Source organism: Pseudomonas sp. ITEM 17296, from assembly GCF_028895205.1.
In the GTDB taxonomy this organism is placed as follows: Bacteria; Pseudomonadota; Gammaproteobacteria; order Pseudomonadales; family Pseudomonadaceae; genus Aquipseudomonas; species Aquipseudomonas kermanshahensis.
This window is the reverse complement of the sequence record NZ_WJRS01000016.1, coordinates 1-26,093: the sequence shown is the minus strand read 5'-3', so window position 1 is coordinate 26,093 and position 26,093 is coordinate 1. Positions and strand designations below refer to the sequence as shown.

At 61.6% G+C, this 26,093-nt stretch carries 18 protein-coding genes and 7 tRNA genes; 7 read left to right on the top strand and 18 right to left on the bottom strand.

Annotated elements, in window-relative coordinates; translation table 11 throughout:
- Positions 1-107 precede the first annotated feature (107 nt).
- Complete coding sequence (locus GIB19_RS17795; RefSeq protein WP_274887383.1) at positions 108-3,182, top strand: TagA domain-containing protein; 3,075 nt, start codon at positions 108-110, stop codon at positions 3,180-3,182.
- Positions 3,183-3,293: 111 nt separating this feature from the next.
- Here the strand turns inward: GIB19_RS17795 and asd are convergent, their stop codons facing one another.
- From asd to leuC, 5 genes are all read right to left on the bottom strand, one after another.
- Positions 3,294-4,406, bottom strand: coding sequence for an aspartate-semialdehyde dehydrogenase (asd, locus tag GIB19_RS17790; protein ID WP_027596728.1), 1,113 nt, complete (start codon positions 4,404-4,406; stop codon positions 3,294-3,296).
- A 63-nt stretch (positions 4,407-4,469) separates the two neighbouring features.
- Complete coding sequence (leuB, locus tag GIB19_RS17785) at positions 4,470-5,552, bottom strand: 3-isopropylmalate dehydrogenase (RefSeq protein WP_274887381.1); 1,083 nt, start codon at positions 5,550-5,552, stop codon at positions 4,470-4,472.
- 54 nt (positions 5,553-5,606) lie between these two features.
- A complete protein-coding gene (locus GIB19_RS17780; RefSeq protein WP_027596730.1) occupies positions 5,607-6,371 on the bottom strand; it encodes a class I SAM-dependent methyltransferase in 765 nt (254 codons plus the stop codon).
- A 148-nt stretch (positions 6,372-6,519) separates the two neighbouring features.
- Positions 6,520-7,164: a 3-isopropylmalate dehydratase small subunit gene (gene leuD, locus GIB19_RS17775; protein ID WP_238216361.1), complete on the bottom strand. Its 645-nt coding sequence runs from the start codon at positions 7,162-7,164 to the stop codon at positions 6,520-6,522.
- Complete coding sequence (gene leuC / locus GIB19_RS17770) at positions 7,161-8,594, bottom strand: 3-isopropylmalate dehydratase large subunit (protein WP_027596732.1); 1,434 nt, start codon at positions 8,592-8,594, stop codon at positions 7,161-7,163. The genes leuD and leuC overlap by 4 nt, the downstream gene beginning before the upstream one ends.
- Positions 8,595-8,724: 130 nt before the next feature.
- On the opposite strand from leuC, the gene GIB19_RS17765 reads away from it, so the two are divergent.
- The gene (locus GIB19_RS17765) at positions 8,725-9,603 is read left to right on the top strand and encodes a LysR family transcriptional regulator (RefSeq protein ID WP_027596733.1); all 879 of its coding nucleotides are present in this window, start codon (positions 8,725-8,727) and stop codon (positions 9,601-9,603) included.
- A gap of 61 nt (positions 9,604-9,664) precedes the next feature.
- Positions 9,665-12,961, top strand: a complete 3,297-nt coding sequence (locus GIB19_RS17760; protein WP_274887377.1) for a bifunctional diguanylate cyclase/phosphodiesterase — start codon at positions 9,665-9,667, stop codon at positions 12,959-12,961.
- Between the two features lie 58 nt (positions 12,962-13,019).
- Here GIB19_RS17760 and GIB19_RS17755 read toward each other — a convergent pair whose 3' ends face one another.
- From GIB19_RS17755 to gltX, 12 genes are all read right to left on the bottom strand, one after another.
- Entirely contained in the window at positions 13,020-13,463 is a 444-nt protein-coding gene (locus tag GIB19_RS17755) for an Hsp20 family protein (RefSeq protein ID WP_099430098.1), read from the bottom strand.
- 261 nt (positions 13,464-13,724) lie between these two features.
- Positions 13,725-14,696, bottom strand: coding sequence for a tRNA dihydrouridine synthase (locus tag GIB19_RS17750; RefSeq protein WP_274887376.1), 972 nt, complete (start codon positions 14,694-14,696; stop codon positions 13,725-13,727).
- A 51-nt stretch (positions 14,697-14,747) separates the two neighbouring features.
- Positions 14,748-15,182 carry an acyl-CoA thioesterase gene (locus GIB19_RS17745; RefSeq protein WP_027596737.1) on the bottom strand — a complete coding sequence of 145 codons (435 nt, stop codon included), beginning with the start codon at positions 15,180-15,182 and terminating at the stop codon, positions 14,748-14,750.
- 49 nt (positions 15,183-15,231) lie between these two features.
- Positions 15,232-16,065, bottom strand: coding sequence for an alpha/beta hydrolase (locus GIB19_RS17740; protein ID WP_274887375.1), 834 nt, complete (start codon positions 16,063-16,065; stop codon positions 15,232-15,234).
- 25 nt (positions 16,066-16,090) lie between these two features.
- Positions 16,091-16,630 (bottom strand): TetR/AcrR family transcriptional regulator, encoded by a 540-nt coding sequence (locus GIB19_RS17735; RefSeq protein ID WP_085273683.1) that lies wholly within the window; start codon positions 16,628-16,630, stop codon positions 16,091-16,093.
- A 165-nt stretch (positions 16,631-16,795) separates the two neighbouring features.
- Positions 16,796-16,871: transfer RNA gene (locus tag GIB19_RS17730), tRNA-Glu, on the bottom strand.
- A gap of 42 nt (positions 16,872-16,913) precedes the next feature.
- Positions 16,914-16,989, bottom strand: a tRNA-Ala gene (locus tag GIB19_RS17725).
- Between the two features lie 65 nt (positions 16,990-17,054).
- A tRNA-Glu gene (locus GIB19_RS17720) sits at positions 17,055-17,130 on the bottom strand.
- Between the two features lie 41 nt (positions 17,131-17,171).
- Positions 17,172-17,247, bottom strand: a tRNA-Ala gene (locus GIB19_RS17715).
- A gap of 53 nt (positions 17,248-17,300) precedes the next feature.
- Positions 17,301-17,376, bottom strand: a tRNA-Glu gene (locus GIB19_RS17710).
- A 72-nt stretch (positions 17,377-17,448) separates the two neighbouring features.
- Positions 17,449-17,524 (bottom strand) — tRNA-Ala (locus tag GIB19_RS17705).
- 280 nt (positions 17,525-17,804) lie between these two features.
- Complete coding sequence (gene gltX, locus GIB19_RS17700) at positions 17,805-19,286, bottom strand: glutamate--tRNA ligase (protein WP_027596096.1); 1,482 nt, start codon at positions 19,284-19,286, stop codon at positions 17,805-17,807.
- Between the two features lie 143 nt (positions 19,287-19,429).
- Here gltX and GIB19_RS17695 point away from each other — a divergent pair, with 143 nt between their 5' ends.
- Positions 19,430-20,485, top strand: a complete 1,056-nt coding sequence (locus tag GIB19_RS17695) for an HlyD family secretion protein (RefSeq protein WP_274887373.1) — start codon at positions 19,430-19,432, stop codon at positions 20,483-20,485.
- Between the two features lie 49 nt (positions 20,486-20,534).
- Positions 20,535-22,025 (top strand): MDR family MFS transporter, encoded by a 1,491-nt coding sequence (locus GIB19_RS17690; RefSeq protein ID WP_177323905.1) that lies wholly within the window; start codon positions 20,535-20,537, stop codon positions 22,023-22,025.
- 348 nt (positions 22,026-22,373) lie between these two features.
- On the opposite strand, the gene uvrB is transcribed toward GIB19_RS17690, so the two are convergent.
- Positions 22,374-24,389, bottom strand: a complete 2,016-nt coding sequence (gene uvrB, locus GIB19_RS17685) for an excinuclease ABC subunit UvrB (RefSeq protein ID WP_027596093.1) — start codon at positions 24,387-24,389, stop codon at positions 22,374-22,376.
- 287 nt (positions 24,390-24,676) lie between these two features.
- Between uvrB and GIB19_RS17680 the strand changes: the two genes are divergently transcribed.
- Positions 24,677-25,873, top strand: a complete 1,197-nt coding sequence (locus GIB19_RS17680) for an amino acid aminotransferase (protein ID WP_027596092.1) — start codon at positions 24,677-24,679, stop codon at positions 25,871-25,873.
- 73 nt (positions 25,874-25,946) lie between these two features.
- Positions 25,947-26,022 (top strand) — tRNA-Asn (locus GIB19_RS17675).
- Positions 26,023-26,093 lie beyond the last annotated feature (71 nt).

Here is a 26,093-nt window from a genome sequence, read left to right as displayed (position 1 = left end):
ACATCAGGCCGGCCAGAATGACAGGCGCTACCTGACATTTTTGCCAGTATCAGAATTTCTCGATCGCACCCAATCTTGCATGACGTCTATTCATCGAGGCACACGTTATGCGCCCACTCCTGATAACAACGCTGCTGTCATGTTTGGTCACTAGCGCCTGCGTACCTCAGGATTACGGCCCGACTAACTTCGCGGATGCGCCGAGAAATGATCTGCAGGGCGCTCTGGGGGGGCAGGTCGATTTTGCCCAAACGCACGTGGTAGCGGCGACCCGCAGAATCTTCGACCCGTTTCTGGTGCCGCACAAAGCGGCCCTGGTGCTGTTCAGGCCCAACAAGCCCGTCACTGACGTGGAAATGACCATAACGCTGGATGGCCGCACCACCACCGTACGCATGGATCGCCCGGAAGCACTTCCAGGCACCGCAGTATATGACCAGGAGAACACCTTCTCTGGAAAGATCATTGAAGGCAGCTACCCGAAGTTCAGGGAAAACACGTTCACCTATCAGATACCCTGGAACCTGTTCACCGCCGATGCACGCATCAGTTTTCAGCAAGCTGGCAACCCGAGCAATCAAGGCTCGTTACCCGCTGACAAATTCGTGTTCATGACCCCTGAAAGCGAGGGGCTGACGCTGATGAACATCAAGGGCTGCATCTTCAAGGATGAGTCGACGTGCAGGGATACCCTCGATCAGTTCGACGGTGAGTACAACCCCACTGCCGCGCGTATTGCAGCACGGGAAATGCTTTCCGAAGTGCCCACTCAGCGCCTTCACCTAGGCACCGGCAAGGCCTACTGGCCACGCATCATTGCTATGGGGCCCGATCAAAAGCCGCATGTTTACGACAAGAAGAATGGCATGGAGTGGGCTGTGTTCGGCGACAAGACGTTACCGGCCAAAGTGGGCATGGGCAATTACTGGCGCGCGGCTTCGAACCTGGGCGACAAGAAAGCGGGATACCCTGTGGCCATTACGGGGCAATTACTTGACACGCCAAACGGCATGCCTCCATTGCCGCCAGGCGTAGCCGCCAGCTGTGGAGGTAACAGCTGTAATTACCCTTACTTCCCCGATGGCTTCTGGCATGAAACAGGCCACGCCTTTGGCCTTCCCCACGATACACCCCCACGCTACGAAGACTGGTCGTATAGGGCGTATGACAATGTCTTTCTGCCACACACACACCCTGACCCGCACCGTTATCGGCTGCCGGTGGACTACCTGGGATTGCACTACTTCGGTCACGTTGTTGGATCACTCTCCGCCCCTCCTTGGGCTTCCGGTCCCGCTTCGGCGCCCTTGATTGACGAGTTCGAAAAACTGGGCCTGAAATCGACAGAGGGTGCTAGCTGGAAACGCTATATCGCACCCTATACCCACCAGCAGACGTTGCGTGTACAGCAGCGCTTCGGACGGCTACCGGACGGCGCAAAGTACGCTGAATTGGGTGACGACCACCGCCCCCCGGCCATTGGTGTCACTGCCGTTGCCGCCAAGGAACGCAAAGGCCTTGCAGTGACTCCCCCCTCTCACGGCCTCCCTGACTCAGGCATTCAGCAACCTGCCCCCCCGCTGTCGTTGCTTTCGCCCGAATCAAATCAAGTCCCTATTGAAACTGCAGTGCCGGTACATACCTTGGTGGCGACCTTTTCAGACCCGTCCCACAACCGGGACGGCATCAACCAAATCTATCCGGCCATTTTGAGCAACTATGGGAATGTCTTCAGCCCTGCACAGTTATCCGCCAGTGCTGCGACCCGCCCACAGCGCAGCGCGAGCTATTCCGTATTGATGACGACAACCTTGCAATGCCTCGCCTCGGAAAACGACCGGCTGGTAGTGAAAGCTTGCGATGACGAATCGGCTCAATTAGCCATAGAAACCGTACCCCCTAATAACGCAGCGGAAGCGCCACTCGCGCCGATTGTCATCGTGCGTAACAGGGAGGGAAAATGCCTGGAGTTCAATTTTAACTTTCGCAGTTGCGTCAACGCCGAACGACAAGTTCGCTGGCGCGGCCGCATAGACATCACGAATCATTCTCGCCTGCTGAAGCTGCAAGAAAGCAACACAGGCAGATTCATTACCCCCACTGGCACCGGCGACCTGGCCTTGCTCGCCAATAGCAGCGATAACGTATTGCAACATTTCAAGCCAGGCGACGATCGCAACCCGCACACTTATCGGGTCGATGTTCATTACGCCAGCGGCGCCATCGAAACACACCCACTCTACGCCGGCCCCATCGCGAAAGACACATTGAAAACGGCCGTTTTCAATGTCAGCTCCCAGCGCAAACCTGTTAAAGCGGTGCTCAAGGTGGATAACGCCGTCGTTTATGAGCGACAACTGGAAGATAACCGCCTTCCCCTGGTCATCAGCATGGGGGCTGAGCACGGCGAGCAGATAAATCAGGTCTGGGAGCCGCAATATCTGTATTCAAAAGAACGGAACGCCTGCCTAACAGCCACCGATCATGGTTTGAAACTTGCGACCTGCAATGCGGACGCAATTTGGCGCCTCCCCCCCAAGAATGTGTTCCCCCAACAGTTCGACGCATACGAGCCAGTCGACCTCTCGGGCCGTTGCATCAACGCGCGTTTAGCAACCGGCGAATGCCTTTTCCCGCGCAAAGATACCGTTTGGTGGACACGCCAAGACCTGACCCAGTCCCCTTCTGACATCTATCTACAGGAACTGACTACCGGAAAGTTCATCACCACCACGCAAGGTAACGACACCCCAGTGCTAGCCCCGCTGACCTACAGCCCAGGCCAACGTTTCCAGAAACAAGTGCTAGTGAAGCACACAGTGGTGCATAAAAATCGCTGCCTGATAACATCGGGCGAAACAGTAGCAATGTCGACCTGCGAGCCCAATCACCTGAAACGCTGGTACTGGATCAGCACGACCAACACACCAGGTGGAAGTAACGAGATCACACTCATGAATGGCGCTGGCCAATGCCTGAACGACGAGTTGAAGCTTCAGGGGTGCGCGCAACCGCGTGCGGACAGACTCACCTGGTTAATGCTAAGCGCGCAGCTCTACACGATTCGACTCCAGAACAAGAAGACTGGTCAATTCCTGGATGTAGGGCAGGATGGTACGGTTTCGCTTAAACCCTTGGGGGGTGACTCTCAGTTCTTTAGCTACGGACTTGACCTGCCGTGATTGCAGCTGACAAACCGCTCGATCGCGCATGAGCTGCCCATCGCCAACGCTGTGCAAAAAAAAGCCCTGCAAGGCCAACGCCTTGCAGGGCTTCGAACGATCAAACCCGGTTCAACGCTCCAGCAGAATCCGCAGCATGCGGCGCAGCGGCTCGGCAGCGCCCCACAGCAGCTGGTCGCCGACGGTGAACGCGCCCAGGTACTGGGAACCCATGTTCAGCTTGCGCAGGCGACCTACCGGAATGTTCAGGGTACCGGTGACATTGGTCGGGCTCAGCTCCTGCATGCTGATCTCGCGCTGGTTCGGCACCAGCTTCACCCACGGGTTGTGCTGGCTGATCATGCCTTCGATATCGGCCAGCGGCACGTCCTTGTTCAGCTTGATGGTCAGCGCCTGGCTGTGGCAGCGCATGGCGCCGATGCGCACGCAAATGCCATCGACCGGGATCGGGCTCTTGAAGCGGCCGAGGATCTTGTTGGTTTCGGCCTGGGCCTTCCACTCTTCCCGGCTCTGGCCGTTCGGCAGTTCCTTGTCGATCCACGGGATCAGGCTGCCAGCCAGCGGCACGCCGAAGTTCTCGGTCGGGTAGGCTTCGCTGCGCATGGCCTCGGCGACCTTGCGGTCGATGTCGAGAATGGCGCTAGCCGGGTTGGCCAGGTCATCGGCCACAGCCGCGTGAGTAGCGCCCATCTGCTTGATCAGCTCACGCATGTTCTGCGCGCCGGCACCGGAGGCCGCCTGATAGGTCATGGCGCTCATCCACTCGACCAGGCCAGCTTCGAACAGGCCGCCCAGGCCCATCAGCATCAGGCTGACGGTGCAGTTGCCGCCGATGTAGTTCTTGGTACCGGCGTCGAGCTGCTGGTCGATCACCTTGCGGTTGACCGGGTCGAGCACGATCACTGCATCGTCCTGCATACGCAGCGACGAGGCGGCATCGATCCAGTAACCCTGCCAGCCCGCTTCACGCAGCTTGGGGAAGACCTCGTTGGTGTAGTCGCCGCCCTGACAGGTCAGGATCACGTCGAGGGTCTTGAGTTCTTCAATCGAATAAGCGTCCTTGAGCGGAGCAATATCCTTGCCCACGTTCGGGCCCTGGCCACCGACATTGGAGGTGGTGAAGAACACCGGCTCGATAAGGTCGAAATCCTGCTCCTCCAGCATCCGCTGCATGAGCACGGAACCGACCATACCGCGCCAACCGATCAGACCTACACGTTTCATCGCAACTACACCTTTGCTAAAAGTGGGCCGCCACCGACCAAAAACGGTGGCGGGCCAGAGAGATTACAGATTCCGCAGCGCTGCGACTACTGCGTCGCCCATTTCCTGCGTGCCTACTTTGTCGCAGCCGGGCGACCAGATGTCACCGGTGCGCAGCCCATGGTCCAGCACCAGGCTGACCGCCTGCTCGATGGCCTCGGCGGCAGCGTGCTGGTTGAAGCTGTAACGCAGCATCATCGACACCGACAAAATGGTCGCCAGCGGGTTGGCGATGCCCTGCCCGGCGATGTCCGGCGCCGAGCCGTGGCACGGCTCGTACATGCCCTTGTTGTTGGCATCCAGCGACGCCGACGGCAGCATGCCGATGGAACCGGTCAGCATGGAAGCTTCATCCGACAGGATGTCACCGAACATGTTGTCGGTCACTACCACGTCGAACTGCTTGGGCGCGCGCACCAGCTGCATGGCCGCGTTGTCCACGTACATGTGGCTCAGCTCGACATCCGGGTAATCCTTGGCCACGTCTTCGACCACTTCGCGCCACAACTGGCTGGACGCCAGAACGTTGGCCTTGTCCACCGAACACAGCTTCTTGCCGCGCACACGGGCCATGTCGAAGCCGACGCGGGCAATACGGCGCACTTCGCTTTCGCTGTAGGGCAGCGTGTCATACGCCTGGCGCTCGCCGCCTTCGAGTTCACGCTGGCCACGTGGCGCGCCGAAATAAATGCCACCGGTCAGTTCGCGAACGATGAGGATATCCAGGCCCGAGACGATTTCCGGCTTGAGCGACGAGGCATCGGCCAGTTGCGGATAGAGGATGGCCGGGCGCAGGTTGGCGAACAGGCCCAGTTGCGAACGGATTTTCAGCAGACCGCGCTCAGGGCGGATGTCACGCTCGATCTTGTCCCATTTCGGGCCACCCACAGCGCCCAGCAACACGGCATCGGCCTGGCGCGCACGTTCCAGGGTCTCGTCAGCCAGCGGTACGCCGTGCTTGTCGATGGCCGCGCCACCAATCAAGTCGTGGGCCAGGCTGAAGCCGAGCTGGAACTTGTCGTTGGCCAGCTCCAGCACCTTGACCGCCTCGGCCATGATTTCCGGACCAATGCCATCACCTGGGAGAATCAGAATCTGCTTGCTCATGCTTTCCTCTATCCATTCAAGCGGTGCGGCCAGCTCGGCCACACCGTAAAAAACTCAGCGCTCAGCCCAAAGTACCAGCACATCGGTGCTGAACGAGCCGTCGGCTTCGATCTGGTAATACTGCCGCACTTCCTCGCCCATGGCTTGCTGCAATTGGCGTATGGCCACACGCATGGGTTCGGGGGTACGCATACGCTCGACCCAGGTGCCAAACTCCAGGCGCAGCGGCTGCCGGGTGTGGCTGCGCACATACAGGCCGGCTTCGCTGACTTGGCGCTGCCATTCGGCGACGGAATAGTCGCGCACGTGGCTGGTGTCGCGCAGCACCTCGACGGTTTGCAGGTAGGTGTCGAGCAACGGGCTGCCCGGCGACATGACATCGATGAAGGCCGCCACACCGCCCGGTTTCAGCACGCGGCGCACTTCGCGCAGGGCCAGGCCCAGGTCGCTCCAGTGGTGTGCCGAGTAGCGGCTGAAAACGAAGTCGAACGAGGCGTCGGCGAACGGCAGGCGTTCGGCGGCGCCGCGCTGCGTGGTGATATTGCCCAGGCCACGGTCGGCGGCGGCGCTGGCAACCACGTCGAGCATGGACTGCGACAGGTCGTAAGCGACCACTTCGGCGACCAGGGGCGCAACGTGGAAACTGACATGCCCGGCACCGCAGCCCAGGTCCAGCACGCGGGCCTCGGCCTGGCCGGCCAGCGCGGCTTGCAGCAGGGCGAATTCGGTGCCCTGGGCGTGTACGGCGCTGCTGAGGTAGGCGTTGGCCTGCTCGCCGAACTGGCGTTGGACCACGTCGGTGTGGGTGGTGCTGGTCATGTATAAATCCTTTTGGTTTCTTGTTGCCTTTACCGGCCCTTTCGCGGGTAAGCCCGCTCCCACAGGTACTGCACAAGACTTTAGGGCGAGGAGTTCCTGTGGGAGCGGGCTTGCCCCGCGAAGGGGCCAGCCCTGTCACCTACGCCTATCAGGCATCCCGAAACAGCCAAGGCTGGCTGGCGCGGTGCTTGCCTTCGAAGGCCTTGATCGAATCGCCGTCCTGCAAAGTCAGGCCGATGTCATCGAGGCCGTTGAGCAAGCAGTGCTTGCGGAACGCGTCGATCTCGAAGTGCAGCACCTTGCCATCAGGACGGGTCACGGCCTGGGCTTGCAGGTCGATGGTCAGCTGATAGCCAGGGTTGGCTTCGACCTGCTTGAACAGCTCGTCGACTTCCTCATCGCTGAGGATGATCGGCAGCAAGCCGTTCTTGAAGCTGTTGTTGAAGAAGATGTCGGCAAAGCTCGGGGCGATGACGCTGCGGAAGCCGTACTCGTCCAACGCCCATGGCGCGTGTTCGCGGCTCGAACCGCAACCGAAGTTTTCGCGCGCCAGCAACACGCTGGCACCCTGGTAGCGCGCGTGGTTGAGCACGAACTCTTCGTTCAACGGGCGCTTGCTGTTGTCCTGGTAGGGCTGGCCCACGTCCAGGTAGCGCCACTCGTCGAACAGGTTGGGGCCGAAGCCGGTGCGCTTGATCGACTTGAGAAACTGCTTGGGGATGATCTGGTCGGTGTCGACGTTGGCACGGTCCAACGGCGCGACGAGGCCAGTGTGCTGGGTAAAGGCTTTCATGCTGCGCTCCCTTGGATCAACTCGCGGACATCGATGAAGTGGCCTGTCACCGCAGCGGCGGCGGCCATGGCCGGGCTGACCAGGTGGGTACGACCACCGGCACCCTGGCGGCCTTCAAAGTTGCGGTTGGACGTCGAGGCACAGTGCTCGCCGCTTTCCAGGCGGTCCGGGTTCATCGCCAGGCACATCGAGCAACCCGGCTCGCGCCACTCGAAGCCCGCTTCGAGGAAGATCTTGTCCAGGCCTTCACGCTCGGCTTGCGCCTTTACCAGGCCCGAGCCCGGGACGACGATGGCCTGCTTGACGGTAGCGGCCACTTTGCGGCCCTTGGCGATTTCGGCCGCGGCGCGCAGGTCTTCGATCCGCGAGTTGGTGCACGAGCCGATGAACACGCGGTCCAGCTGAATATCGGTGATCGCTTGGTTGGCGGTCAGGCCCATGTACTTCAAGGCACGCTCGATCGAGCCCCGCTTGACCAGGTCAGCTTCGGCAGCTGGGTCCGGTACGCGCTGATCAACGGCCAGCACCATCTCGGGCGATGTGCCCCAGCTGACCTGTGGTTTGATTTGCGCGGCATCCAGTTCGACCACGGTGTCGAACACGGCGTCTTCATCGGAGACGAGGTCTTTCCACGACTCGACGGCTTGCTTCCATTGCTCGCCCTTCGGTGCATAGGGGCGGCCTTCGACATAGGCGACGGTGGTGGCATCGGTCGCCACCAGGCCCACGCGGGCACCGGCTTCGATCGACATGTTGCAGATGGTCATGCGGCCTTCCATGGACAAGCCACGGATCGCGCTGCCGGCGAATTCCATGGCGTGGCCGTTGCCACCCGCGGTGCCGATCTTGCCGATGACGGCGAGGACGATGTCCTTGGCAGTGACGCCGGCAGGCAATTCGCCTTCGACGCGCACCAGCATGTTCTTCATCTTCTTGGCGACCAGGCACTGGGTGGCGAGCACATGCTCGACCTCGGAGGTGCCGATGCCGTGGGCCAAGGCACCGAAAGCGCCGTGGGTGGACGTGTGCGAGTCGCCGCAGACCACGGTCATGCCCGGCAAGGTGGCACCTTGCTCCGGGCTGATGACGTGGACGATGCCCTGGCGCTCGTCATTCATCTTGAATTCGACGATGCCGTACTCGTCACAGTTCTCATCGAGGGTCTGCACCTGGAGGCGCGACACCTGGTCGACGATGGCGTCGATACCGCCCTTGCGCTCTGGCGTGGTCGGCACGTTGTGATCAGGGGTGGCGATGTTGGTATCGATGCGCCATGGCTTGCGGTTCGCCAGGCGCAGGCCTTCAAAGGCCTGGGGCGACGTCACTTCGTGGATGATGTGGCGGTCGATGTAGATCAAGGACGAGCCGTCATCACGGCGCTTGACCTCATGGGCTTCCCAGAGTTTGTCGTAGAGCGTTTTGCCAGCCATCAGACTGTTCCTCATCAGCGTCTTTCTATGCCAAAGACCCCTTGGCTTGTACGGACGATGCTATGGCGATAGATTGAATAACTCAAATTCATAATTTTTATGCTTTGCATAACCACCAGGAATCTGAAAGATGGATCTGGCCAACCTCAGCGCTTTTATCGCCATTGCCGAGACCGGCAGCTTCTCGGGGGCTGGCGAGCGCCTGCACCTGACCCAGCCCGCCATCAGCAAACGCATCGCCGGGCTTGAGCAGCAATTGGATGTGCGCCTGTTCGACCGTTTGGGTCGTGAAGTGACCCTGACCGAGGCCGGGCGGGCGCTGTTGCCACGGGCCTATCAGATTCTCAACGTGCTTGATGATACCCGACGCGCGCTGACCAATTTGACCGGGGAAGTGAGTGGTCGGTTGACCCTGGCCACCAGCCACCATATCGGCTTGCACCGCTTGCCCCCGCTTTTACGGGCCTTTACCCGGCAGTACCCTTCGGTGGCGTTGGATATTCAGTTCATGGACTCAGAAGCTGCCTACGACGAGATACTCCATGGCCGCGCTGAAATTGCCGTTATCACCCTGGCACCAGAGCCCCACCACCTGATCAAGGCGATCCCGGTGTGGGACGACGCGCTGGACTTCGTGGCGGCCCCGGAACACCCGCTGGCCAACAACCACGCGGTCAGCCTGGCCGATGTCGCGCGCCACCCGGCGGTCTTTCCGGGTGGCAACACCTTTACCCACCACATCGTCCAGCGCCTGTTCGAAAGCCAGGGCCTGACGCCGAACATCGCCATGAGCACCAACTACCTGGAAACCATCAAGATGATGGTTTCCATCGGCCTGGCCTGGAGCGTGCTGCCGCGCACCATGCTCGATGATCAGGTTGCACCCATCGCTTTACCCGGCATACAGCTGTCGCGCCAGCTAGGCTACATTCTGCACACGGAGCGAACGCTATCGAATGCGGCGAGGGCCTTCATGGCCCTGCTCGACAGCCATGCAGGGTCCGCCTGACCGGTCGTCAGTACGGCATTTCCAACTCAAGGACGCGTCAAACGCCAAAGGTCTGGTACCAATGCCCAAATCAGCAAACCGCTTTCCGCGCCTGCCGCGCATTCCTGCGGCCGACCCACAGGAATCCGAACAGGCCTGGCAAAACGCCCCGCAACTGCTCGCCGCGCTCAACGGCGCCCGCCTGGGGGCCTGGCTGTGGGACATCGAAACCGGCCGGGTCAGCTGGTCACGCGGTACCCAGGCGCTGTTCGGTTTCGACCCGCTACGCCCGCTGCCCAACGACATCGACTACCTCGACCTGCTGCCCGAAGAAGACCGCGCACGCACCCGCCAGCTGTTCCAGGCAGTGGTCAACGGCGAACCCGTGGAGCAAGCCATGCGCCACCGCATCCGCTGGCCGGATGGCAGCCTGCACTGGCTGGAGATCAACGGCAGCCTGACCCACGACCGCCACGGCCGACCGCAGATGATCGGGGTCATCCGTGAGATAACCCGCCAGCGCGAGCGCGAAACGGCGCTGATCAACTCGGAAAAACGCTTTGCCACGCTGTTCCACCTGAGCCCCAATGCCATCCTCCTGACCCGCCGCCACGACGGCATGATCTTCGAGGTCAACCAGCATTTCGAAGACATGTTCGGCTGGCCAGGCAACCAAGTGATCGGCAAGACCAGCCTGGAGCTGGGCCTGTGGGTGCACCCCGAGCAGCGCCCGCAACTGCTGGACGCTACCCGCGCCAGCGGTGGCCCACTGATCATGGAAGTGCAGTTCCGGGCCAGCAACGACAAGGTGCACGACGGCATCCTCTGCACCCAGGCCATCGAACTGGAGGGGGTGACGTTTTTGCTCAGCACCTTCGTCGACACTACTGAGCGCAAGCGTGCCGAACAGGCCCTCAAGGACAGCCAGGAACGCCTCGACCTGGCCCTGGACTCAGCCCAGCTGGGCACCTGGGACTGGCACATCCCCAGCGGCATGCTCTACGGCTCGGCCCGTGCCGCGCAGCTGCACGGGCTGGACCCGATCCCCTTCCACGAATCGTTCGATGCCTTTTTCGAGGGCGTACCGGAGGAAGAGCGCAATGTCATGCGCCAGGCCTACCGCAGCCTGCGCGAAGGGCCTGCGGGCAATTACCAGATCACTTACCGCGTGCAGCTGGAGAACGGCGCGTCACGCTATATCGAAAGCCGCGCACGGCTGTACCGGGACGACCAGGGCAACCCCTTGCGCATGGCCGGCACCCTGCTGGACATCACCGACCAGGTCGAGCGCGAGCAACGCCTCAGCGCCTCGGAAGAAAAATTCGCCAGCCTGTTCCAGGTCAGCCCTGACCCCATCTGCGTGACCCGCCAGGACACCGGCCAGTTCATCGAGATCAACCCAGCCTTTACCCAGACGTTCGGCTGGAGCGCCGACCAAGTGATCGGCCGCACCGCCGAGGAAATCGGCCTGTGGGCTGAGTCCATCGAACGTGCGCAGCGCATCGAGCGGGTGATCCGCGAACAGGCCTTGAGCAACGTGGCGGTGGTGGTCAACCACCGCAACGGCGCGCCCTTGACCTGCGTGATATCCAGCTGCCTGATCAGCGTCGATGACCAACCCTGCAGCGTCACCACCCTGCGCGACATTACCCAGCAGCAACGGGCCGAGGCGGCGCTGAAATCCAGCGAAGAGAAGTTCGCCAAGGCCTTCCACTCAAGCCCTGATGCCATCACCATCACCGAGCGATACAGCGGCCGCTACCTGGAAATCAACGACGGTTTCTGCCGGCTCACCGACTACAGCGCGGCCGAAGTGGTCGGGCGCAGCGTGTATGAACTGGGCATCTGGGCCGATGACAAGCAGCGCAGCGCGCTGCTCGCCGAGCTCAAAGAGCGTGGCCGGGTGCACCATCGGGAGATGCTCGGGCGCAATAAGCGCGGCGATATCCTCACCGTCGAAGTGTCGGTGGAACCGATCACCCTCAACGAGACCGACTGCCTGCTGCTGACCGCCCGCGATGTCAGCCAACTGAAAAATGCCCAGGCGCAGATCCGCCACCTGGCGTACCACGACCCGCTGACCAACCTGCCCAACCGCGCCCTGCTAATGGACCGCCTGAGCCAGCAGATCGCGCTGCTCAAGCGCCACAACCTGCGTGGCGCGCTGCTTTTCCTTGACCTCGACCACTTCAAGCACATCAACGATTCCTTGGGCCACCCGGTAGGGGATACGGTACTGAAGATCATCACCGCGCGCCTGGAGGCCAGCGTACGCCTGGAAGACACCGTGGCGCGGCTGGGGGGCGATGAATTCGTGGTGCTGCTCAGTGGCCTGGAAGGCAGCCGCGAACAGGTCGAAAGCAAAGTGCGCGAGCTGGCCGATACCCTGCGCGAACTGCTGGCCGAACCGATGTCGCTGGATGGCCAGCGCCTGCAGGTAACCCCCAGCATCGGCGTGGCGTTGATCCCCGACCACGGCACCACCCCCGCCGACCTGCTCAAGCGTGCCGATATCGCCCTGTACCGGGCCAAAGATTCCGGGCGCAATACCACCCAGTTGTTCCACACCACCATGCAAAAGGCTGCCAGCGAGCGCCTGCGCATGGAAAACGACCTGCGCCTGGCGCTCGCACGGGGTGAGCTGGCCTTGCACTTCCAGCCCCAGGTGGATGCCCGCGACAACCGTATCGTCGGTGCCGAAGTGCTGCTGCGCTGGCACCACCCGCAGCTCGGCCAGCAGCCACCGGCACAGTTCATTCAAGTATTGGAAGAAAGCGGCCTGATTCTGGAAGTAGGCAGCTGGATCCTCGACGAAGCCTGCGACGCCTGCGCGCGCATGCTCATGGACGGGTTGATCGACGCCGATGATTTCAGCCTGTGCGTAAACATCAGCCCGCGGCAGTTCCGCCAAAACGATTTCGTCGGGCGGGTGCTGCGCAGCCTGGACGACTACCGCTTGCCACGGCGGATGCTGAAGCTTGAAATCACCGAAGGCATCGTCATCCAGAACCTGGAAGACACCATCAGCAAGATGCGCGAGCTGAAGCGTTACGGGGTAAGTTTTGCCATGGACGACTTCGGCACGGGCTATTCGTCACTGACCTACCTCAAGCGCTTGCCGGTGGATGCACTGAAGATCGACCAGACGTTCGTGCGCGACGCACCGATAGACCCTAACGACGCCGAGATCGTCCGCGCCATCGTCGCCATGGCCCACAGCCTGGACCTGGCGGTAATTGCCGAAGGGGTGGAGCTGACCGAGCAACTGGAGTTTCTGGAGAAACTGGGCTGCCATTTGTATCAAGGGTACCTGCACAGCCGGCCGCTGCCGTTGCAGGAATTCCGGCAGATGCTGCTGGAAGCGCCTGCGGATTACTGACTGACACCGCACGCAAAAAAGGGCACCCGAAGGTGCCCTTTTTGTCACAGCCTTACACTCAGTTCAGCGCTGGCTTGTCGCCATTGATCGGGATGCGTTTGGCCTTGGCTTCTTCAGGCACGATGCGCAGCAGATCGATGCTGAGCAAGCCATTGGCCAGGCCCGCAGCCTTGACCTCAATGTGGTCGGCCAGGCGGAACGACAGCTTGAAGGCGCGCTGGGCGATGCCCTGATGCAGGTAGGTCACTTCAGCGGCGCCGTTTTCGCGCTTGCCACCGGAGACGGTCAGGACACCTTTTTCGACTTGCAGGTCGAGGTCCTGCTCCTGGAAACCGGCTGCGGCAACCACGATGCGGTAGTGGTCTTCGCCATGTTTTTCCACGTTGTAGGGCGGGTAGCTGCTACCGGCCTCGTTACGTGCCGCGGATTCGAACAGGTCGTTGAAACGGTCGAAACCAACGGAATGGCGGAACAGTGGAGCGAGAGAGAAAGCGGTAGTCATGGTCATAAACTCCTGAGATTCAGCAAGTAAGTCACTGCGCGACCCGAGTTCGGCATCGCGTACTCAAAAGATAAGGTCGGTGAAATGGCTTTCAAGAGGGACCACGAAAATTTTTTGAGCGGGTTTGCGTTCCAACACAACCGGTGTAGGAGCAGCCTTGAGCTGCGAAGGGGCCAGTGCTCGCAGCGAGAAGTCACTGGGGTCGCTGGCCTCTTCGCAGCACAAGGCTGCTCCTACCGTGAATCGGGTAATTCCCCGTGATCAGGCAACACACGCCTCGAATGCCTGCACCTCAACCCCCAACAACCGGCTGATCCGCGCGCAATCATCTTCGCGACGCAATTCGGCAAACAGCACGACCGCCTCCGGGTAGCTGCGGGTCAGCATCGCCAGCCATTGCTTCATCCGCCCCGGCGCATAGCGCGGCGACAGCTTGGCCTGGGCCTGGCGCCAGAACTCGCGCAGCAGCGGCAGCAGGTCGTCCCAGCTCATCGGCTGGTAGTCGCGCCCCTCGCGGGCAGCGGCAATTTGTACGCCCAGGTCGGGCCGCGACACCAGCCCACGCCCCAACATGATGTGTTCGGCACCACTGACCTCACGGCAGCGGCGCCAGTCGTCCACGGTCCAGATTTCGCCATTGGCGAACACCGGCACCTTGACCACATCCTGCACCCGCGCCACCCACTCCCAGTGAGCGGGCGGCTTGTAGCCCTCGACCTTGGTGCGGGCATGCACCACCAGATGCGCCGAACCGCCTTCGGCCAGGGCCGTGGCGCAGTCCAGCGCGCCATCGGGGCTGTCGAAGCCCAGGCGCATCTTCGCCGTCACCGGGATATGCGCCGGCACCGCACGGCGCACTTCGCGGACGATGGCGTGCAGCAGTTCTGGCTCCTTGAGCAGCACCGCGCCGCCGCGCGACTTGTTCACGGTCTTGGCTGGGCAACCGAAGTTCAGGTCGATTACCGGTGCGCCCAGCTCACAGGCCAGCGCTGCGTTCTCGGCCAGGCAGACCGGGTCGGAGCCCAGCAGTTGCACACGCATCGGCACCCCGGCCGCGGTCCGCGCGCCTTGGCGCAATTCAGGCGCCAGCTTGTCGAACGAGGATGGCGGCAGCAGGCGGTCGCACACGCGGATGAACTCGGTGACGCACCAATCGATGCCACCCACTCGGGTCAGGACGTCGCGCAGGATGTTGTCGACCAGCCCCTCCATGGGGGCCAGGGCAATTTGCATGTGTGGGTCTCGGCGGGAAAAGGCGGCAGTCTAACAAAAAACCACAGCCCTTCAGGCACCGATCAGCGCTTGGCCGTACCCCTCGATGAACGCTGCAGGCATGCGCTTGGGCTTGCCGCTGGACAATTCGATACAGGCGAAGGTGGTCTGCGCCCGCAACAGGGTCACGCCATCACGCGGGCGCTTGAGCTGGAAGCGGCGGGTCATGCGCAGGCGTTGATCCCAGTCGATGATCCAGGTCGCCAGTTGCAGTTCGTCGTCTTCGTAGCCGGCCGCCAGGTAGTCGATTTCGTGGCGCACCACCGCCATGGCCCTGTCCAGGCGGCGGTACTCGGCGAGGTCCAGGCCAAGGCGCTGAGAGTGGCGCCAGGCGCAGCGTTCGAGCCACGTGACATAGGTGGCATTGTTGGCGTGGCCGAGGCCGTCGATGTCCTCGCTACCGACACGCAGGTCGATGATGAAGGGTGTTGCCAAGTCCCAGCTCATGCACGCTCCTAATAACAAAAACACAACTGAAAGCCAGTGTAACGGATGCTCAGGCCGTTTGCCGGGCCGGCGCGCTGGCCCGTGCAAGCAATTCGAGCACCGCCTCGCCCAGGCGCGGGTCGGCCAGCACCCGCTGGTGCCCGCCCTCCTCCAGCAGCAGCAAGCGGCTGTCGAACCAGGCCTTGTGAATGATATGGGCCTCATCGGCAGCCACCAGGCCATCGTCAGCCGCATGCACAACCAAGCCTGGCAGTTCCAGCTGGTAACCACTGACATCCAGGCGCGTGATCTGCATCCCCACATCCCGCTCCACCTGGCGTATGAATGCGGCCCGTGCGCGCGCCGGCAACCCCAGGCGATGCGCGAAGCCGCGCAACACGCCGAGCAACCGGGCGGGTGCAGCGATGCTCACTGCCGCCTCCGCGCGCAGCCCCATCTGCAACGCCAGCAACACACTGGCCCCACCCATGGAGTGGCCTATCACCGCGCGCAACGGCGGCAGCTCGGCAGCCGCTTCCAGCAGTGCGCGAGCGAACAACACCACGTGAGCTTGATGGCCTGGAGAGCGACCATGTGCCGGCCCCTCCAACGACACCACTGTATGCCCGGCCTGGACCAGGGCCTCGATCAACGCGGCAAACTGGGTGGGGCGCCCTTCCCAACCGTGCATCAGCAATACTGTCGGCCCCTTGCCCCAACGCAACGCCGACAGCCCGAAGCGCAGGGTGATGCGTTCGGCCTTGGCCAGCAACGGCAACTCCCACGCTTTTGGGGGCAATGTACGTGGGGTCATGAATGCGCGGCGCATCTTGCCGGCCACATGCTCAGGGGCCAGGTGGCCGAGGGTGCCATTGACGCCACGAATCCAGCTCAGGGTAGTCATCGCCTTGCTCCAGCATTGTGGTTATTCAGATCACCGCCGACTTGGCGGCACGCAATACACGGTCAGAAAGCTCGCCAGTGCCCAAGGCGCGCGCCAGGGCCAGGCCACCGACCATCAGCGCCAGGTCGGCCAGTGCTTTGTCGATATCTTCGGGGCGGTCGACCATTTTCGCGGTCATCAGCTCGATGTGCTCGGCCAGCACCTCGCGGAACACCTCTGGCAGGCGCTGCATTTCGCCCAGGGCGTTGGGCAGCGGGCAGGCATGCACTTGCGCGTCGCGGTGCTTGCGCGAAAGGTAGAACGCCGTCACCAACGCCCGGCGCGCCTCGCCATCCAGGCTGGGGTCGACGTGCGCCAGCAAGTCCCGCCGTTCGCCCAATAACTGGCGAAAAGCCTCCAGCATGAGTTCGTCCTTGCTCTCGAAATGGGCATAGAACCCCCCTACCGTCAGGCCTGCAGCCCCCATGACCTGGCTGACGCTTGGTTCAGCCGGCCCGTGCTGGATCAAGGCGCTGCGCGCAGCTTCGAGAATCCGCTCGCGGGTTTTGCTCTTTTTGTCGTTCATGGCCACCTCGAATATGATGCTTGTAATATTATAAGCATCATATTTTTTGGCAAGCGAAATTAGCGATCACCTGTCGGTGCCCGAAAAAATGGGAAAGGGAGAAAAACAAAAGGCCCATTCAATAAGCGAATGAGCCTTTAAAGTCCCGCAAAACGCGGGTAAACATGGCGTCCCCTAGGGGACTCGAACCCCTGTTACCGCCGTGAAAGGGCGGTGTCCTAGGCCACTAGACGAAGGGGACGTAACCTTCGTGCCGGTTCGTTTTCACAAACCGCGGCAAAATTGGTGGAGCTAAGCGGGATCGAACCGCTGACCTCCTGCATGCCATGCAGGCGCTCTCCCAGCTGAGCTATAGCCCCGAAAACAAAAGGCTCATCCAATAGACGAATGAGCCTCTTTAAGCCCCGCAAAACGCGGGTAAAAGTGGCGTCCCCTAGGGGACTCGAACCCCTGTTACCGCCGTGAAAGGGCGGTGTCCTAGGCCACTAGACGAAGGGGACGTAACCTTCGTGCCGGTCCGTTTTCACGTACCGCGGCAAATTGGTGGAGCTAAGCGGGATCGAACCGCTGACCTCCTGCATGCCATGCAGGCGCTCTCCCAGCTGAGCTATAGCCCCAGATTTTTAGCCTCGCGGCCCAGCGACATCGTGAAACATCGCTTGTGTAAAACTGGCGTCCCCTAGGGGACTCGAACCCCTGTTACCGCCGTGAAAGGGCGGTGTCCTAGGCCACTAGACGAAGGGGACGAACCTTCTCACCTTCAAGACCCGGCTGCTGGACCCGGTCTTGCTTATCAGCCGTGGCTGCTAAGCGGAATTTGGTGGAGCTAAGCGGGATCGAACCGCTGACCTCCTGCATGCCATGCAGGCGCTCTCCCAGCTGAGCTATAGCCCCACTATGTCGCTCTGAGCAGAATCGCTGGCTGGGTGCCTGGCGTTTCGTTTAGCTCATCGCTGTGGACGGGGCGCATATTAAGATCGGATTGCACGGCTGTCAAACGAATTTTTGAAAATATTCAAAAGTTTTTTCACAGATAACAATCACTTACCGCCCTGCCCCTTGCAGGAGCAGCCTTGTGCTGCGAAGAGGCCGGTACACACTAGCTACATTGCTGGCGTCTGTACCGACGTCTTCGCAGCACAAGGCTGCGCCTACATCACTACGGGCTGCTGTGTCAGGCGATGTTCGCCAGCAGTTTTTCCCACTCTTTGTTTTCTTTTTTCGACACACCACCCAGCAAGTCCAGAGCCTGGCGCAAGCGGTAACGGGTCAGGTCCGGGCCGAGGATTTCCATGGCATCGAGCACCGACACCGAGCTGGCCTGGCCAGTAATGGCGGCGAACATCAGCGGCATGGCGTCACGCAGCTTCAGCTCCAGCGATTCGACCACGGCCTGGATGCAACCGGTGATGCGGTCTTTTTCCCACTGGCGCAGGCTTTCGAGCTTCCACAGGATCAACTGGATGACCTGGCGCACCTGATCAGCCGACAGCTTCTTGCTCTCGAACAGCTTGGCATCGAGCTTCAGCGCGCCCTCGAAGAAGAAGCCACCCAGCGGTGCAACCTGGCTGAAGGTCTCGACCCGGCCTTGAACATGCGGGGCGATCTTCATCATGTAGTCGCTGTTGAACGCCCATTTCTGCAAGCGCGCGGCGAACTGTTCGACCGGCAGCTCGCGCAGCCACTGGCCGTTGAGCCAGGACAGTTTTTCGATGTCGAAAATCGGCCCGCCCAGGGAGATGCGCGACAGGTCGAAGTGCTCGACCATTTCGGCCAGGGAGAACTTCTCGCGCTCGTCCGGCATCGACCAGCCCATGCGGCCGAGGTAGTTGAGCATCGCCTCGGGCATGAAGCCCATGCGCTCGTAGAATGTGACCGAGGTCGGGTTCTTGCGCTTGGACAGCTTGGACTTGTCCGGGTTACGCAGCAGCGGCATGTAGCACAGCTTGGGCTGCTCCCAGCCGAAATACTCGTAAAGCTTGATCAGCTTGGGCGCCGACGGCAGCCACTCTTCACCCCGCAGGACGTGAGTGATGCCCATCAGGTGGTCGTCGACCACGTTGGCCAGGAAGTAGGTCGGCAGGCCGTCGTTCTTCATCAGCACCTGCATGTCCATGCGGTCCCATGGGATTTCGACGTCGCCGCGCAGCATGTCCGGCACCACGCAGATGCCTTCGCTCGGTACCTTCATGCGGATCACGTGGGGCTCGCCGGCGTCCAGGCGGCGTTGCACTTCTTCAGCGCTCAGCAACAGGGCACGGCCGTCGTAACGCGGGGTCTCGCCACGGGCCATTTGCTCGGCGCGCATCTGCTCCAGCTCTTCAGCGGTGCAGAAGCAGTAGAACGCATGGCCGGCATCGACCAGTTGCTTGGCGTATTTGGCGTAGATCTCGCCACGCTCGCTCTGCCGGTAAGGGCCGTGCGGGCCACCGACGTCCGGGCCTTCGTTCCACTCGATGCCAAGCCAGCGCAAGGCATCGAAGATTTGCTGTTCCGACTCGCGGGTGGAGCGCAGCTGGTCGGTATCTTCGATGCGCAGGATGAACTCACCGCCGTGCTGCTTGGCAAAGCAGTAGTTGAACAGAGCGATGTAGGCGGTGCCGACATGGGGGTCGCCCGTGGGCGATGGCGCGATACGCGTGCGTACGGTGGTCATGGAAGGTCTCGAACGAAAGATGAAACAAAGGCGGGATGTTAGCAGGGAGCAGGCACCCGGCTCCAGCAATGGCGCGAACGACACTTGTCGAATTGCCGTCCGTCGCTGTTAAATTTGTTTACATTTCTGGAACCATAGTCCTCATGCCTGCTCAACTCAAACGCCGCCTGCTGATCTTCTTTGTCGCGGTTGCGGCCATCGCCCTCGCCTTTCTGGCCCACTGGTACTTCAAGGGGCGCTTTTACGAAAGCACCGACAACGCTTACGTTCAGGGCGAAATCACCCGTATTTCCAGCCAACTTGGCGCCCGTATCGAAGATGTACGGGTGCAGGACAACCAGCACGTGGTCAAAGGCGAACTGCTGGTACGCCTGGAAGCCGCCGATTTCCAACTCGCCGTCGAGCGCGCCCGAGCCGCCCTGGCAACCCGTGAAGCGGAACACGTGCAAGCTGAAAGCCGCCTGACGCAACAAGGCAGCTTGATCGCTGCGGGCCAGGCCCAGGTCGCCGCCAACCAGGCCACGCTCAACCGCTCACGCCTGGACCTCAACCGCGCAGAAGCCCTGCGTAAGCCTGGCTTCGTGTCCGAGGAGCGGGTGACTACCCTTTCGGCAGAAAGCCACGTCGCCAGCTCCCAAGTCGACAAGGCCCGCGCCGACCTGCAAAGCCAGCGCCAGCAGGTCAATGCCCTGACTGCCGAGCTCAAACGCCTTGATGCGCAGATCGCCAATGCCCGTGCCGACCTTGCCCAGGCCGAATTGAACCTGACCCGCTGCGAGATCCGCGCCCCGATCAGCGGCACCATCGGCCAACGCAACGCACGCAACGGTCAGGTGGTACAGGCTGGCGCCTATCTGCTGTCAATCGTGCCCGACGAAGACATCTGGGTGCAGGCCAACTTCAAGGAAACCCAGATTGGCCACATGCAACCAGGGCAGCGCGCCGAATTGCTGTTCGACAGCTACCCAGACACCCCCATCGAAGCCCGGGTCAACAGCCTGTTCGCAGCTTCCGGCGCCCAGTTCAGCCTGCTGCCACCGGACAACGCCACCGGTAACTTCACCAAGGTGGTGCAGCGCATCCCGGTGAAGCTGACCTTCAGCGCCGACAACCCGCTGCATGGCCGCATCCGCCCCGGCATGTCGGTCACCGCCACTGTCGATATCCGCACCAAGGATGAAGGCCGCAATGGCCGGTGATCAGTTGCTCCGGCCCACTGCCGAGCCCACCCGGCGCGACTGGATTGCGGTGATGAGCGTGATGCTCGGCGCCTTCATGGCCGTGCTCGACATCCAGATCACCAACTCGTCGCTGAAGGACATCCAGGGCGCGCTTTCCGCGACCCTGGAAGAGGGCTCGTGGATCTCCACCTCCTACTTGGTGGCGGAAATCATCATGATCCCGCTGACCGCCTGGCTGGTGCAGTTGCTGTCCGCCCGGCGCCTGGCGGTGTGGGTTTCGGCCGGCTTTTTGCTGTCGTCCCTGCTCTGCTCCATGGCCTGGAACCTGGAGAGCATGATCATGTTCCGTGCCCTGCAGGGCTTTACCGGTGGCGCGCTGATCCCCCTGGCCTTCACCCTGACCCTGATCAAGCTACCCGAGCACCACCGCGCCAAGGGCATGGCCATGTTCGCCATGACGGCCACCTTCGCGCCCTCGATCGGCCCGACCCTGGGTGGGTGGCTGACCGAGAACTGGGGCTGGGAGTACATTTTCTACATCAACATCCCGCCAGGCTTGGTGATGATCGCTGGGCTGCTGTACGGGCTGGAGAAAAAAGAGGCGCATTGGGAGCTGCTGAAGAGCACCGACTATGCCGGCATCGTCACGCTCGGCCTGGGGCTGGGCTGCCTGCAGGTCTTTCTCGAGGAAGGCCATCGCAAGGATTGGCTGGAATCGAACCTGATCGTCAGCCTGGGCACCGTCGCCCTGATCAGCCTGATTACCTTTGTCATCCTGCAGTTTTCCAAGCCGCACCCTTTGATCAACCTGCGCATCCTCGGCAACCGCAACTTTGGGCTGTCGAGCATTGCCAGCCTGGGCATGGGGGTCGGGCTGTATGGCTCAATCTATTTGTTGCCGCTGTACCTGGCGCAGATCCAGGGCTACAACGCCCTGCAGATCGGCGAGGTGATCATGTGGATGGGGGTACCGCAGCTGTTTCTGATTCCGCTGGTGCCCCAGCTGATGAAAGTGGTCTCGCCGAAAATACTGTGCGCTTTAGGCTTCTGCCTGTTCGGGGCCGCCAGCTTTGGCTCGGGGGTGCTTAACCCGGACTTTGCGGGGCCGCAGTTCAACCACATCCAGATCATTCGGGCACTGGGGCAACCGATGATCATGGTGACCATTTCGTTGATTGCCACGGCCTATATCCAGCAACAAGATGCCGGGTCGGCATCGAGCCTGTTCAACATTCTGCGCAACCTGGGCGGGGCGATTGGCATTGCCTTGCTGGCCACCTTGCTGGATGCGCGGACCAAGGTGTACTTCGACTACCTGCGCGAATCGGTGGTGCCCAGCAACCCACAGGTGGCAGAGCGCTTGGCGCAACTGGCGGAGCGACTGGGCAGTGAGACAGCGGCGCTTGGCAAGCTGAGTGAGATCACCCATCAGCAGGCGCAGATCATGGCGTACAACGATGCCTTCCACTTTGTCGGCATCGGCTTGGCGGTGAGCATGGTGGCGGTGCTGTTGACGCGCAAGCTGCCGGAGGGGTTGAAGGCTGGGGAGGCTCATTGAGCTGATTTGTTTGTTGCCTGTGCCGGCCTCTTCGCGGGGCAAGCCCGCTCCCACAGATACCTCACTTTTCACAAGGGCAGTGAGGTACCTGTGGGAGCATGGTGGCGGTGCTGTTGACGCGCAAGCTGTCGGAGGGGTTGAAGGCTGGGGAGGCTCATTGAGCTGATTTGTTTGTTGCCTGTGCCGGCCTCTTCGCGGGGCAAGCCCGCTCCCACAAATGCCCACTGACTTTGAGAGCTGCGTTCATCCTGAGACAAGCCCGCACAGATACCTCACTTTTCACAAGGGCAGTGAGGTACCTGTGGGAGCGGGCTTGCCCCGCGAAGAGGCCTAACCGGGAGCAAAGGATCAGCTGGTGATCAGCCGCTCCCGCAACTGGGTGATCTCGTCGCGCATTTGCGCTGCGGCTTCGAACTCCAGGTCCCGGGCGAACTGCATCATCTTCTCTTCCAGCTGCTTGATACGCTTGGTGATCTCGCCCGGCGTGCGCAGCTCGGCTTCGTAGCGGGCGCTCTCCTCCGCGGCCTTGGCCATACCCTTGCGCTTCTTGCTGCGCGAGCCAGGTACGGTAGCGCCTTCCATGATGTCGGTGATGTCCTTGACCACGCCCTTGGGCACGATACCGTTGGCCAGGTTGAAGGCAATCTGCTTCTCCCGGCGCCGCTCGGTCTCGTCGATGGCCCGCTGCATGGAGCCGGTCATCTGGTCGGCGTACAGGATGGCGCGACCATTGAGGTTACGCGCGGCCCGGCCAATGGTCTGGATCAGTGACCGCTCGGAACGCAGGAAGCCTTCCTTGTCGGCATCGAGAATAGCCACCAGCGACACCTCCGGCATGTCCAACCCCTCACGCAGCAGGTTGATGCCGACCAGCACATCGAAGGTGCCCAAGCGCAGGTCGCGGATGATTTCCACCCGTTCGACCGTGTCGATGTCCGAGTGCAGGTAACGCACCCGCACGTCGTGGTCGGCCAGGTAATCACTGAGGTCCTCGGCCATGCGCTTGGTCAGCGTGGTCGCCAGCACCCGCTCACCCGCATCGACACGCTTGCGGATCTCCGACAGCAGGTCGTCGACCTGGGTCAACGCCGGGCGTATCTCCACTTGCGGGTCGACCAGGCCGGTAGGCCGCACCACCTGCTCGACCACGCGGCCGGCATGTTCGGCCTCGTAGGGACCGGGGGTTGCCGAAACGAAAATGGTCTGCGGGCTGACCGACTCCCATTCATCGAAGCGCATGGGCCGGTTATCCAGCGCCGAAGGCAGGCGGAAGCCGTATTCCACCAAGGTTTCCTTGCGCGAGCGGTCGCCCTTGTACATGGCGCCAACCTGGGGGACGCTGACGTGCGACTCGTCGATCACCAGCAGCGCATCCGCGGGCAGGTAGTCGTAAAGGGTGGGTGGCGGCGCGCCGGAGGGGCGCCCGGACAGATAGCGCGAGTAGTTTTCGATACCGTTGCAGTAACCCAGCTCCAGGATCATCTCCAGGTCGAAACGGGTGCGCTGCTCCAGCCGCTGCGCCTCCACCAGTTTGTTGCCCTTATGCAGGTATTCGAGCCGGTCCTTGAGCTCTTCCTTGATGCCTTCGACGGCGTCGAGCAGCGTCTCGCGCGGGGTCACGTAGTGGCTCTTGGGGTAGAACGTGAAGCGCGGCAGCTTGCGGAAGACCTCGCCCGTGAGCGGGTCGAAGGCAGCGATGTTCTCTACTTCGTCATCGAACAGCTCGATGCGGATGGCTTCAAGGTCGGATTCGGCCGGGAACACGTCGATCACGTCGCCGCGCACGCGGAAGGTGGCGCGGGCGAAATCCATCTCGTTGCGGGTGTACTGCAAGTCAGCCAGGCGGCGCAGCAAGGCGCGCTGGTCGAGTTTGTCGCCGCGGTCCACGTGCAGGACCATCTTCAGGTAGGTCTCGGGGCTGCCCAGGCCATAGATGCACGACACGGTGGTGACGATGATCGCGTCTCGCCGCTCCAGCAAGGCCTTGGTCGCCGACAGGCGCATCTGCTCGATGTGGTCGTTGATCGACGCATCTTTCTCGATGAAGGTATCGGACGAGGGCACATAGGCTTCGGGCTGGTAGTAGTCGTAGTAGGAAACGAAATACTCGACCGCGTTGTTCGGGAAGAACGCCTTGAACTCGCCATACAGCTGCGCCGCCAGAGTCTTGTTCGGCGCCAGCACCAGGGTCGGGCGCTGCACCTGCTGGATGACGTTGGCGATGCTGAAGGTTTTGCCCGAGCCGGTCACGCCGAGCAGCGTCTGGTGCGAAAGCCCCGCCTCGATGCCTTCGACCATCTGGCGAATGGCTTCGGGCTGATCGCCGGCCGGCTGGAAACGGGTGACGAGCTGGAACTCGGACATGAGGGACCTCGCGGTGTCGCAGCAACTGTAAATTTAGCCAGTAGTCTATACCCAAATGCGCTCGCTCGGGGCCGGTTTCAAGCCCCAGGTGTGAACGCTTATTGCTGTGGACACGGCAATAAGACCAATGGTCAAAAAATATTTGCGTAAATGGCCGGAAAAGCTGCGCCAGAGTGTCGCAGTGACCGGTCGGTATCACTATACTGACTCCCCGTTTGTGCACCGCTTCAGTGCATTCGGCTGGAGCGTGTACGTCCTATCACTCTCCAATCAGAGCCAAGGTAACAATGAGCCTGTTTTCCGCTGTCGAGCTGGCACCCCGCGACCCTATTCTGGGCCTCAACGAAGCATTCAACGCCGATCCACGTACCGACAAGGTCAACCTGGGCGTGGGCGTCTACTGCAATGAGGAAGGCCGCATTCCGCTGCTGCGCGCCGTGATCGAAGCCGAGACCCAGCGTGCTGCCCAGCATGCCTCGCGCGGCTACTTGCCGATCGACGGTATCGCGACTTACGACCAGGCCGTGCAAAAACTGCTGTTCGGCGCCGAGTCGCCGCTGCTGGCCGCTGGCCGTGTCGTCACCGTGCAAGCCGTTGGCGGCACCGGTGCGCTGAAGATTGGCGCCGACTTCCTCAAGCGCCTGTCGCCCAATGCCGTGGTTGCCATCAGCGACCCAAGCTGGGAAAACCACCGCGCCCTGTTCGAGACCGCAGGCTTCCCGGTACAGAACTACCGCTATTACGACGCACCGAGCAACGACGTCAACCGCGCCGGCATGCTCGAAGACCTGAACAGCCTGCCGTCCGGCTCGATCGTCGTCCTGCACGCCTGCTGCCACAACCCGACCGGCGTCGACCTCACCCTGGACGACTGGAAAAACGTCCTGGAAGTGGTCAAGGCCAAAGGCCATGTGCCATTCCTCGACATGGCCTACCAGGGCTTTGGTGACGGCATCGCTGAAGACGCCTTCGCCGTGCGCCTGTTCGCCGAGTCGGGCCTGGACTTCTTTGTTTCCAGCTCGTTCTCCAAGTCGTTCTCGCTGTATGGCGAGCGCGTCGGCGCCCTGTCGATCGTGACCGGTTCCAAGGACGAAAGCACCCGCGTGCTGTCCCAGGTCAAGCGCGTGATCCGCACCACCTACTCCAACCCGCCGACCCATGGCGCGACCATCGTCGCCACCGTGCTCAACAACGATGAGCTGCGTCAGATGTGGGAAGCGGAGCTGGGCGAAATGCGCCAGCGCATCCACGGCATGCGCAAGCAGATGGTCGAGCTGCTGGCCACCTACGGTGCTCAGCGCGACTTCAGCTTCGTTGGCCGCCAAGTGGGCATGTTCTCCTACTCCGGCCTGACCGTGGAGCAAGTAGCACGCCTGAAGAACGAGTTCGGCATCTACGCGCTGGACACTGGCCGCATCGCGGTTGCCGCACTGAATCAAAGCAACATCCACGTGGTCACCAAGGCTATCGTCGAAGTGCTGTAACTGCTTGATTCGGTTCTGATTTACCAGGGGGAAGCTTGACTTCCCTTTGGTGATCAGTAAGATATGCGCAGATTCCGCGATAGCTCAGTCGGTAGAGCAAATGACTGTTAATCATTGGGTCCCTGGTTCGAGTCCAGGTCGCGGAGCCAAACACTGAAAAGCCCCCGGATGCGCAAGCAACCGGGGGCTTTTTCGTTGTATGGCTGGAATGTTGCGGCGC